Origin of the sequence: Pseudomonas sp. 2VD (assembly GCF_005503585.1) — a bacterium.
Classification (GTDB): Bacteria; Pseudomonadota; Gammaproteobacteria; order Pseudomonadales; family Pseudomonadaceae; genus Pseudomonas; species Pseudomonas aeruginosa.
Window position 1 is genome coordinate 1 of sequence record NZ_SCND01000213.1, and the last position, 10,550, is coordinate 10,550.

At 69.0% G+C, this 10,550-nt stretch carries 11 protein-coding genes and 2 pseudogenes; 6 read left to right on the forward strand and 7 right to left on the reverse strand.

Annotated elements, in window-relative coordinates; genetic code table 11:
* Positions 1–547: pseudogene (locus tag FFS27_RS20925) on the reverse strand (gamma-glutamyl-phosphate reductase); the annotation flags it as partial.
* Between the two features lie 297 nt (positions 548–844).
* Here FFS27_RS20925 and FFS27_RS20930 point away from each other — a divergent pair.
* Complete coding sequence (locus tag FFS27_RS20930; protein WP_003110375.1) at positions 845–2,068, forward strand: alpha/beta fold hydrolase; 1,224 nt, start codon at positions 845–847, stop codon at positions 2,066–2,068.
* Positions 2,069–2,075: 7 nt separating this feature from the next.
* Here the strand turns inward: FFS27_RS20930 and FFS27_RS20935 are convergent, their stop codons facing one another.
* Positions 2,076–2,933: a class I SAM-dependent methyltransferase gene (locus FFS27_RS20935; protein WP_003093206.1), complete on the reverse strand. Its 858-nt coding sequence runs from the start codon at positions 2,931–2,933 to the stop codon at positions 2,076–2,078.
* Positions 2,934–2,996: 63 nt separating this feature from the next.
* Between FFS27_RS20935 and FFS27_RS20940 the strand changes: the two genes are divergently transcribed.
* Both FFS27_RS20940 and FFS27_RS20945 read left to right on the forward strand, forming a co-directional pair.
* Positions 2,997–3,716, forward strand: a complete 720-nt coding sequence (locus FFS27_RS20940; protein ID WP_003110373.1) for a DNA-3-methyladenine glycosylase — start codon at positions 2,997–2,999, stop codon at positions 3,714–3,716.
* A complete protein-coding gene (locus FFS27_RS20945; RefSeq protein ID WP_009313361.1) occupies positions 3,713–5,026 on the forward strand; it encodes a bifunctional DedA family/phosphatase PAP2 family protein in 1,314 nt (437 codons plus the stop codon). The genes FFS27_RS20940 and FFS27_RS20945 overlap by 4 nt, the downstream gene beginning before the upstream one ends.
* A 10-nt stretch (positions 5,027–5,036) precedes the next feature.
* Here the strand turns inward: FFS27_RS20945 and FFS27_RS20950 are convergent, their stop codons facing one another.
* From FFS27_RS20950 to FFS27_RS20960, 3 genes are read right to left on the reverse strand one after another with little or no spacing between them, the layout of a single operon-like run.
* Positions 5,037–5,630: an LON peptidase substrate-binding domain-containing protein gene (locus FFS27_RS20950; protein WP_003093212.1), complete on the reverse strand. Its 594-nt coding sequence runs from the start codon at positions 5,628–5,630 to the stop codon at positions 5,037–5,039.
* Between the two features lie 19 nt (positions 5,631–5,649).
* On the reverse strand, positions 5,650–6,360 hold the full coding sequence (locus tag FFS27_RS20955; RefSeq protein ID WP_003093214.1) for an LrgB family protein: 711 nt from the start codon (positions 6,358–6,360) through the stop codon (positions 5,650–5,652).
* On the reverse strand, positions 6,360–6,722 hold the full coding sequence (locus tag FFS27_RS20960; protein ID WP_003100294.1) for a CidA/LrgA family protein: 363 nt from the start codon (positions 6,720–6,722) through the stop codon (positions 6,360–6,362). Before FFS27_RS20960 ends, FFS27_RS20955 begins: the two co-directional genes overlap by 1 nt.
* A 193-nt stretch (positions 6,723–6,915) precedes the next feature.
* On the opposite strand from FFS27_RS20960, the gene FFS27_RS20965 reads away from it, so the two are divergent.
* The 3 genes from FFS27_RS20965 to FFS27_RS20975 all read left to right on the forward strand — a co-directional run bounded on the left by FFS27_RS20965 (position 6,916) and on the right by FFS27_RS20975 (position 9,987).
* Entirely contained in the window at positions 6,916–7,371 is a 456-nt protein-coding gene (locus FFS27_RS20965; RefSeq protein WP_003093220.1) for a MaoC family dehydratase, read from the forward strand.
* 188 nt (positions 7,372–7,559) lie between these two features.
* The gene (locus tag FFS27_RS20970) at positions 7,560–9,299 is read left to right on the forward strand and encodes a C13 family peptidase (protein WP_003118249.1); all 1,740 of its coding nucleotides are present in this window, start codon (positions 7,560–7,562) and stop codon (positions 9,297–9,299) included.
* A 46-nt stretch (positions 9,300–9,345) separates the two neighbouring features.
* Positions 9,346–9,987, forward strand: a complete 642-nt coding sequence (locus tag FFS27_RS20975) for an oxidoreductase (protein WP_003093223.1) — start codon at positions 9,346–9,348, stop codon at positions 9,985–9,987.
* A 19-nt stretch (positions 9,988–10,006) separates the two neighbouring features.
* Here FFS27_RS20975 and FFS27_RS20980 read toward each other — a convergent pair whose 3' ends face one another.
* Entirely contained in the window at positions 10,007–10,300 is a 294-nt protein-coding gene (locus FFS27_RS20980; RefSeq protein WP_023094415.1) for a YceK/YidQ family lipoprotein, read from the reverse strand.
* Positions 10,284–10,550 (reverse strand): annotated as a pseudogene (gene ubiX / locus FFS27_RS20985) (flavin prenyltransferase UbiX); the annotation flags it as partial. The pseudogene ubiX and the gene FFS27_RS20980, both read right to left, overlap by 17 nt.

Here is a 10,550-nt window from a genome sequence, read left to right on the forward strand (position 1 = left end):
CCACCTGCACGTCGGCGGCCGGCAGGCCGGCCTCGGCCAGGCCCTGCTGGATGCAGCGGGCGATCGCCTGGTTGGAGTGGATCGCCTCGGAGCCGCCGCGCAGGATGGTCGCGTTGCCGGACTTCAGGCACAGGCTGGCGGCGTCGATGGTCACGTTCGGCCGCGACTCGTAGATGATCCCGACCACGCCCAGCGGCACGCGCATCTTGCCGATCTGGATGCCCGAGGGCACATAGCGCATGTCGCGGATCTCGCCGATCGGGTCGGGCAGCGTGGCGACCTGGCGCAGGCCCTCGATCATGTCGTCGATGCGCGCCGGGGTCAGCGCCAAGCGGTCCAGCATCGCCGGCTCCAGGCCATTGGCGCGGCCGGCGGCGAGGTCCTGCTCGTTGGCGTGGGACAACTCCGCGCGGGCGGCGTCCAGCGCATCGGCCGCGGCCAGCAGGGCGCGGTTCTTCTGCGCGGTGGCGGCGCGCGCGAGCAACCGCGAGGCGGCGCGGGCATCGCGGCCCAGGCGGCTCATATAGTCGAGGACGGACTCGGTCATGGTCTCGGCATCTGGCGTCAGGGAAATGCGCGATTATAGCGAGCCAGCCCCGGCGCGCCCAGCCGCAACAGCCGGTCGGTAGACAGTGCGTTCCGCGGCCCCCGGCGGTAACGCGGCGGCCCCGCTGCGCCTGGGCCTGTGCGCGAGACGGTGACACCCGGGCGCAGGCGCCGGCCGAAGGATAGGTAAACAAAATTGCTACCTCTGTTTACCTTCGAAGCGAGCCTGGCCGCTGCCACCCACCGGCACCCGCTCGGCAGAACAACAATAACGACGCACACACTGCGGGGCCTCACCATGCGCTACCGTACCGACTACAGCGCGCAGTCGCTGAGCAGCGAACCGGATATCCTCCTCCTCGACGGCTGGCAACTGCGCTACCAGGCCTTCGCCGCCCGTGCCGACGACCCGTGCCCGCCGGTGCTCCTGCTGGGCGGCGCCTTCCAGAGCTTCCGCTCGTTCGCCGGCGAGGTCAGCGAACTGCTCGCCGAGCACCCGGTGATCCTGCTCGACCTGCCGAGCCAGGGCGGCAACCTGCAACTGGCGGCGGAACTGAGCCTGGAAGACCTCGCCGACCTGATCGCGGCCTTCGCCGAACGGCTCGGCCTGCCGCCGTTGATGCCCATCGGCCTGTCCTACGGCTCAGCCCTGGCCGCGCTGTTCGCCGCCCGCCATCCGCGCCGCTGCGCGCGCCTGCTACTGGCCGGCATCACCGCATTCGGCCGCCCCGGTGCGCGTCTGCTGCTGGAAGAGGCGCTGGCCCGGCTCGACGAGGGCGACCAGAGCGCCTTCGCCCACGGCGTACTGACCGGCCTGATCAACCCGCTACAGCTGGAACGTACCGGCGTCTCCCCGGTATTTCGCAAGGCCATGCTGCGCCAGTTGCAACGCCTGACCGCGGCGGAGATCGAACGCTACCGGCAGAATAGCCGGCGCCTGCTGGCCTTCGGCGGCTTCGAGCGGCACCCGACCTGCCCGACCCTGGTGCTCGCCGGCGAGTACGACCATTTCACCCAGCCCTGGGAACATGCGGTGTTCGCCCATGCCTGCGGGAACGCCGAGTTCGCCCTGATCCACGACGCCGACCATCTTGCCCAGTTCGAACGACGCGAGGCCTGCGCCCGGCTCTACGGCCCGTTCCTGCGCGGCGAGGCGCTGCCGGAGCGCGCCGAGGGCAGCACGCGGATCCCGCGCACGCGCCTGCTCGGCCTGGAGCGACGCTTCGAGGTCCGCCATCGGCCAGCCCAGGGGCACGCTCGGCTGGAACATCCGCAGCTCGGCGTCTATGCGGCGGAACTGGTGGAACTCGGCTATTTCGGCGGGCGGCTGCACGCCGAGCTGCCCGAATCCCGCCCGCAACGCGGCTGGCGGTTGTGCTACGACGGCCTGGCGGACTTGGACATCCTGCCCCTGCGTTCGACCGCCGGCGGCTTCGCCTTCATCTTCCCGCACTCCGATCCGGCGGCCAGCGCCGGACTGGCCGACCTCCTCGCCGCCTGGCAGCGAGCGGAGGTCGCCTGAGAGGCGGCTATGCCGTGCGGCTTTCGATCACCCGCACCAGGCTCGGCAGGCGTCCCTGCGGCAAGCCCAGGGCGGCGCCTTCGCGCTGCGGGTCGAGCACCAGGGTGGAGGCAAAGCCGCAGCGGGCGAAGGCCGCCTCGATTTCCGCGGCATTGCGGTAGTGCAACGGATAGCTTCCCCGCGTCAGCCGCCCGATGATCCCCACTCCCCAGCGGATCTGCCGGTAGCGCGGGTGCTCGCGGAGATCGGGATAGAGGTCGGTCAGGTAGGTGCCCTGGGGGAAGCGTTTAAGTTCGGTCGCCAGGCGACTCCAGAAGGCCTCGATCACCGGACGCTGGAAATAGTTCACCAGCCCTTCGGTGATCACCACCAGCGGGCGCTCGCGGTCGAGCCCGGCGAACAGCGCGGCGAGGCTGCGCTCGCCGTCCTCGGCGAGGATATCCACAGCCGCCACCGCGTGCTCCGGGCCCAGCCAACCCTGCTCGCGAAGCAGCGCCGCCTTGCGCGCGGCCATCGGCGGCAGGTCGGCCTCCAGGTAGCGCAACTGTGGATAGCGTTGCCGGAAGCGTCGCCCGCGCGGCGAGAGTCCGCAGGCCATTTCCACCACCTGGACCACTCCCTCGCGTTCGACGGCCTGGGTCAGGCGCGCGTCGATCATGAGGTGTCTTTGTAACAGGAAATCCTCGATGTTCAGCCCGAAACCGAGCTGCGCGCCCCAGTTGATCGGCGCGACGAAGCCGTGTACCCAGCGGCCGAAGACGGTGGCGAAGGCCGGTTCGGCGAGTCGATGGCGGAACCAGACGTAGCCAGTGTAATGGGCGCTGGGCGTGATGTGGGCACTGTCGACACGCTCTCGTTCAACCATGATTCAGGCTCTTGTTGTTATCATTCGCCAGCCTATGACTGCCATGGTCCCAGCGACAATCCCATGTCCCGCGATCCCATCCTTAGTTTGCCCTGGCCCGACGCCCGGCCACTCCCCGACACCTTCTTCGACCGCGATGCGTTGCTGGTCGCCCGCGAGCTGCTGGGCAAGGTGATCCGCCATCGCCAGGGCAATCTCTGGCTGGCGGCGCGAATCATCGAGACCGAGGCCTACTACCTGGAGGAGAAAGGCAGCCACGCCTCGCTCGGCTACACCGAGAAGCGCAAGGCACTGTTCCTCGACGGCGGGCACATCTATATGTATTACGCGCGCGGCGGCGACTCGCTGAACTTCAGCGCCGGCGGGCCGGGCAATGCGGTGCTGATCAAGTCCGGCCATCCCTGGCTGGATCGCATCAGCGACCACGCGGCGCTGGAGCGGATGCAGAGCCTGAACCCGGACAGCCAGGGCCGGCCCCGCGAGATCGGCCGCCTGTGCGCCGGCCAGACCCTGCTGTGCAAGGCCATGGGGCTGAAGGTGCCGGAGTGGGACGCACAGCGCTTCGATCCGCAGCGACTGTTCGTCGACGATGTCGGCGAGCGCCCCAGCCAGGTGATCCAGGCCGCTCGGCTGGGCATTCCGAAGGGGCGCGACGAACACCTGCCGTACCGTTTCGTCGATGCCGCCTTCGCCGCCTTCTGCACCCGCAACCCACTGCGCCGCGGCCAGGTCGCCGGGCGCGACTATCATCTACTCGGACACCAGGACCCGCACCTGCAATGAGTCTCGACAGCTTCAACGCCTGGATGGCCGCCAACCCCGAGTGGCTGGGGCTGGCCATCTTCCTCATCGCCTTCCTCGAATGCGCGGCCATCGTCGGCATCGTCCTGCCCGGCGTGGTGCTGCTGTTCGGCGTCGCGGTGATCGCTGGCAGCGGCGCCCTCAGCCTCGGCGAAACCCTGCTGCTGGCCTACGCCGGCGGGGTGCTGGGCGACCTCAGCTCGTACTGGATCGGCCGCCGCTTCCACCAGAACATCCGCCGCCTACCCGGCCTGCGCAGCCATCCGCAGTGGATCACCGCCGCCGAGGTGTACTTCGAGCGCTACGGTATCGCCAGCCTGCTGGTCGGCCGCTTCATCGGCGCCCTGCGGCCGATGCTGCCGATGGTCGCCGGCATGCTCGACATGCCGTTCGGCCGTTTTCTCGGCGTTTCGCTGATTGCCGCCGCCGGCTGGGCGGTCGCCTACCTGTTGCCCGGCTGGGCCACCGGCGCAGCCCTGCGCCTGCCGTTGCCGGAAGGCTTCTGGAGCGAAGCCGGGATCGTCGCGGCCTGCCTGGCGGTGCTGGTCGGCGTGGTAGTCCAGGCCAGCCTGCGACGCAAACGCTGGGCAACCGCTGTGGCGGCCGCGCTGAGCCTGGTCCTGCTGCTGGCGATGACCGTCGCCTGGCCGTACCTCCAGGACCTCGACCAGGGCCTGATGACGCTGGTCCAGGAGCACCGCAACGCCGACCTGAACCCGGTGATGGTGGTGGTCACCCGGCTCGGCGATTTCCGCACCCAGTTCATCGCCGGCGCGCTGCTCGGCGGTATCCTCCTGCTGACCCGGCAATGGCGTCCGGCCATCTTCGCCATCGGCACCCTGGTGGGTACCGCGCTGGCCAACCAGACCCTGAAGACCCTGTTCGCCCGCGCCCGCCCGGAAGTGCTGGCCGAACCGCTGAGCAGCTTCAGCTTCCCCAGCGGGCACAGCTCGGCGTCCTTCGCCTTCTTCCTCACCCTGGGCGTCCTCGCCAGCCGCCAGCAACCGCCGCGCTGGCGCCTGACCTGGGTACTGCTGGCGGTGATCCCGTCGCTGAGCATCGCCCTGTCGCGGGTCTACCTTGGCGTGCACTGGCCGTCGGACATCGTCGCCGGCGCCCTGCTCGCCACTACGGTCTGCGCCGCCAGCCTGTGGCTGAGCCAGCGCCGCGAGTCGCTGCCGGCGCTGCCGCAACGGGTCTGGTGGCTGCTGTTGCCGGTCTGCGTGGCGACCCTGGCGATCGCCGCCGGCTGGGCCCTGCCGGAAGCCATTGCGCGCTACCGGCCGCTGTGAGGGTTGGCGCTCAGTCGATACCCAACTCGCCCTGCAGGTGCTCCAGCAGCACCTGGATCCGCGCCAGTTGCATCTGCGCGTCGGGCAGGGCGAGCAGTTCGAGCTTGCGTTCGGTATCGAACGGCAGCAGGTAGGCCAACTGGTTGGCCAGGTCCTGCTGGCCGCCGGGCTCGCCGCCCATCTCCAGCGCGGCCACCATCGGATGCTCGGCCAGCACGCTGAGCAACGCGGCGAGATCGTTGTGTTCGTAGGTCAGGGGTTGCTCCGGCAGGTCTTCGAACCACTCGATCTCGCCAACGCTGAGCTGGTCGGCCTGGACCTCCACCGACAGCACCTGGAAACGCCGACCGCCCTCCACGCGGATGCCCAGCAGGCCGTTCGGGCGCTGCTGCCAGTCGCGGACCGAGGCCTCGCAGCCGACCATCGCCAGGCGGCTCGGCGCTTCGCCGACCTCCCGCCCTTCGCCGATGGTCACCACGCCGAAACCGGTGCCCTGCTTCATGCAGCGGCTGATCATGTCCAGGTAGCGCGCCTCGAAGATCTGCAGGTCCAGGCGGCAACCGGGGAACAGCACGGCGTTGAGGGGAAACAACGGCAACTTCATCGCGACTCCTCGGGCATCGTCAGGCAACCAGCGCTACCGCCAACGGTAGCAGCACTGCGGTGGCAACGCCCATCAGGCTCATCGCCAGGGCGGCGAAGGCGCCGCACTCCTCGCCTTCCTGCAAGGCCCGCGAAGTGCCCACCGCGTGGGCCGTCATGCCCAGCGCCATGCCCTGCGCGGCGGGGTGCCGGACGCCGATGGCGCGCAGCAGCTCCGGCCCGAGGATCGCCCCGAGCACCCCGGTGATCAGTACGAACACGGCGGCCAGCGCCGCCACGCCGCCGATCTGGCTGGCCACCAGCATGGCGATCGGCGAGGTCACCGACTTCGGCGCCATGCTCATCAGCATCCGCGGCTCGGCACCGAACAGCCAGCCGAATGCGATGCCCAGCACCGTCGCCAGCGTACCGGCGACCACCAGGGTCAGCAGGGTCGGCCAGAACAATTGGCGGATACGCCGCAGGTTGAGGAACAGCGGCACCGCCAGGGCCACCGTGGCGGGGCCGAGGAGAATGGTCAGGACCTTGGCGCTGGCACTGTATTCGTCGTAGTCGATGCCGCAAAGCAGCAGTACGCCGATCACCACCAGCATCGACACCAGCACCGGCTGCAGGAACACCCAGCGGGTCCGTTCATAGGCGGCCAGGGCCAACTGGTAGGCGCCCAGGGTCACGCCGACGCCGAACAGCGGATGGTGGATCACCGCCTCGAGGGCGGCCTGCCAGGCCATCAGGACTCCTCCCGGCGACGTTGCTGGCGATCGATGAGCTTCTGCATCATCCAGCCGGCGAACAGGAACGACAGCACCAGCGACAGTACCAGCGCGCCGACGATGGCCCAGAAGTCGGCGGCGATCTCCCGCGCATAGGCCATCACCCCGACCGCCGCCGGCACCAGCAGCAGCGGCAGGTAGCGCAGCAACGAGCCGGCCGCCTCGTTGACCGGCTTGCCGACCTCGCCACGCGCCAGGAAATAACCGAACAGCAGCACCAGGCCGATGATCGGACCGGGCAGCATGGGCAACAACAGAACGTTCAGACCTGTGCCGAGCAACTGGAACAGCACCAGCCAGGTCAGACCACGAAGCAACATGGGCACCTCCAGCAAGGGCCGACCATTATGCCCAGCCCGCCGGGACATTGGCACGCTCCTCGCCTATCCATCAGTCGCAGTCGCGGCACCGCATGACGCGATATTCGCCAGGCCGATGGTTTCTTGACCCGGTCGCCAACGCGTGCTGATCTTCCTGCACCATGAGAACAACAGCCATCCTCCCGGAGGACTTATGCCATTCGTACCCGTAGCAGCGCTCAAGGACTATGTCGGCAAGGATCTCGGCCATTCCGAATGGCTCACCATCGACCAGGAGCGGGTCGACCAGTTCGCCGAATGCACTGGCGACCACCAGTTCATCCACGTCGATCCGGAGAAAGCGGCGAAGACGCCCTTCGGCGGCACCATCGCCCACGGTTTCCTGTCCCTGTCGCTGATCCCGAAGCTGATGGAAGGCCTGCTGGTGCTTCCCGAAGGACTGAAGATGGCGGTCAACTACGGCCTCGATACGGTGCGCTTCATCCAGCCGGTGCGGGTCGGCTCGCGGGTCCGCCTGGGCCTGACCCTGCTCGACGTCAACGAGAAGAATCCCGGCCAGTGGCTGATCAAGGCGCGCGCCACCCTGGAGATCGAAGGCCAGGAGAAACCCGCCTACATCGCCGAGACCCTCAGCCTCTGCTTCGTCTGAGCCCGCCCCAGCGAGCGTTGCCGTTCGCTTGACGGCCAGGCGCCTTCGCGCCCCTCTCCCCCTCCAAAAGCCCCCGCTCGCGGGGGCGCTCTAGGCCGGCAGGGAAATACCCTACTGCCAGGCAACGATTTTTCCGCCACACTGTCTCCCCTCCACCCTCGGACCGAACCACTCATCGGGAACGCCGCATGCTTCGCCCCGCCAGGTCTCTCTCGCTCTGCTCCGCCCTGGTCATCCTGCTCGCCGCCTGCGGCGAGGGCGAACCGCTGCTCCCGGCCGATGCGCGCCTGCCGGACGGCGCGCGCTATCGCGGCGAGCTGGTGGACGGGCGCCTGGAAGGCCAGGGCCGGCTGGACTACGACAACGGCGCCTGGTACGCCGGCCGCTTCGAGCATGGCCTGCTGCACGGCCATGGCACCTGGCAAGGTGCCGACGGCAGCCGCTACAGCGGTGGCTTCGCGGCCGGCCTGTTCGACGGTCAGGGACGCCTGGCGATGGCCGATGGCAGTGTCTACCAGGGCGGCTTCCGCCAGGGCCTGTTCGATGGCGAAGGCAGCCTGGAACAACAGGGCACTCGCTACCGCGGCGGTTTCCGCAAGGGCCTGTACAGCGGCCAGGGCACGCTGGACGGCAGCGATGGCAGCCGCTACCAGGGCAGCTTCCGCCAGGGTCGCCTGGAAGGTGAAGGCAGCTTCAGCGACAGCCAGGGCAACCAGTACGCCGGTACCTTCCGCGACGGGCAACTGAACGGCAAGGGGCGCTGGAGCGGGCCCGATGGCGACCGCTACGTCGGCCAGTTCAAGGACAACCAGTTCCATGGCCAGGGGCGCTACGAAAGCGCCAGCGGCGATGTCTGGATCGGCCGCTTCAGCGAAGGCGCGCTGAACGGCCCCGGCGAGCTTCTCGGCGCCGACGGCAGCCGCTACCGCGGCGGTTTCCAGTTCTGGCGCTTCCATGGCCAGGGCCTGCTCGAACAACTGGACGGCACCCGCTACGAAGGCGGCTTCGCCGCCGGCGCCTATGCCGGCCAAGGCACCCTGGACCGCGCCGACGGCAGCCGTGAGCAGGGACTCTGGGCCGACGGCAAGCGCATCCGCGACGCCGCCGGCAAGGCCCTGCCCGACACCCTGGAAATCGGCCTGTTGGCCCAGGGTCGCCTGCTCGACGAAGAACTGCGCAAGATCCCGGCCTCGACGCCGGCCAGCGAACTCTATGCCCTGAGCCTGGGCGGCGATGGCCGCCAGGGCGTGTTCCTGCGCGAGGCCGATTACGCCGGCGACCTGCTCGGCCAGCGTTTCGCCGCTCGTGGCGTGATTCGCCTGGTCAACCACCGCGACCACTTCGGCGACCGCCCGCTGGCTACCCGGGAAAGCCTGTCCCGCGCCGTGCGCACCCTGGCCGAACGCAGCGGGCCGGAAGACCTGGTCTTCATCTACCTGACCAGCCACGGCTCCAGCGACCACCAGTTGGCCCTGGACATGCCCGGCCTGAACCTCGGCGACCTGCCGGCCGCGGAACTGGCCGAACTGCTCGCGCCGCTGCGCCAGCGCGACAAGGTGCTGGTGGTATCGGCCTGCTACAGCGGGGGCTTCATCCCGCCGCTGAAAGACGAACGTACCCTGATCCTGACCGCCGCGCGTGCCGACCGGGTCTCGTTCGGCTGTTCCGACGACGCCGACTTCACCTATTTCGGCCGCGCCTTGCTGGCCAATGCGCTGAACCGCACCGACGATCTGTCCAAAGCGTTCGAACTGGCGAAAGAGGAAGTGCGTCAAAGGGAGAAGGAGGAAGGTTTCGAAGCTTCGGAACCGCAAGCCTGGTTACCGGAACGCGTGCTCGCGCACTGGCGGACGCTGCGGGGGCAGCAAGCCGAGCGCGCGCTCGCGTCCCGGGAAGGAAAAACCGGCGAGGGCGCGGCGGGCAAATAGATACGCCGCGCACTACGCTCATTGGTGTGGAAGGGGAGAAACACACATGCACTCGACGCCCAAGCGCGTTCTGCTCGCCGGCGCGACCGGTCTTACCGGCGAGCACCTGTTGGATCGGATATTGAGCGAGCCGACCCTGGCCAAGGTCATCGCCCCTGCCCGCAAGGCGCTGGCCGAGCATCCGCGGCTGGACAACCCGGTCGGCCCGCTGGCCGAGCTGCTGCCGCAACTCAACGGCAGCATCGATACCGCCTTCTGCTGCCTCGGCACCACGATCAAGGAAGCCGGCTCGGAGGAGGCCTTCCGCGCGGTCGATTTCGACCTGCCGCTGGCGGTGGGCAAGCGCGCGCTGGAGATGGGCGCCCGGCATTACCTGGTGGTCAGCGCCCTGGGCGCCGACGCCAAGTCGTCGATCTTCTACAACCGGGTCAAGGGCGAACTGGAGCAGGCCCTGCAGGAACAGGGCTGGCCACAGCTGACCATCGCCCGGCCATCGCTGCTGTTCGGCCCGCGCGAGGAATTCCGCCTGGCCGAGATCCTCGCCGCGCCGATCGCCCGCATCCTTCCCGGCAAGTACCACGGCATCGAGGCCTGCGACCTGGCCCGCGCGCTCTGGCGCCTGGCGCTGGAGGAAGGCAAGGGCGTGCGCATCGTCGAGTCCGACGAACTGCGCAAGCTGGGGAAATGAGCCGCGGGCGGGTCCCGCCCTACATGCCGCCGCTGACGCCGAGGTTGAGGCCGATGGCGGTGGCCAGCGAGAACGGCAGCAACAGGGTGTCCAGCAGCGCGCTGCCCGGCAGGTCGAGCCCCGGATGGGCCGGCGCCTCCGCGCCGAAGCGTTCCATTGGGCAGCAGCCGCCGTGCAGGCTGTACCAGTCCAGCCGGGTGCCGGCGTAGACCACCGGCGCCCCTGGCTTGGCCGCATCCAGGGTGCGCACGGTGGCGCAACCGCCTAACTGCACCGCCAGGACCAGTAGCAGCACCCTACTCGTCGCTGACAAGGTGCTGTTCCCCCCAGCGCGGCAGCATGTCCTGGGGAATCCCCAGGGTGTTGAGGATTCGCGCGACGACGAAGTCCACCAGGTCCTCCACCGATTGCGGCTGGTGGTAGAAGCCCGGCGCCGCCGGCAGGATCACCGCGCCGAGGTTGGACAGCTTGAGCATGTTTTCCAGGTGGATACTGGAGAACGGCGCCTCGCGCGGCACCAGCACCAGCGGCCGGCGCTCCTTCAGGGCGACATCGGCGGCGCG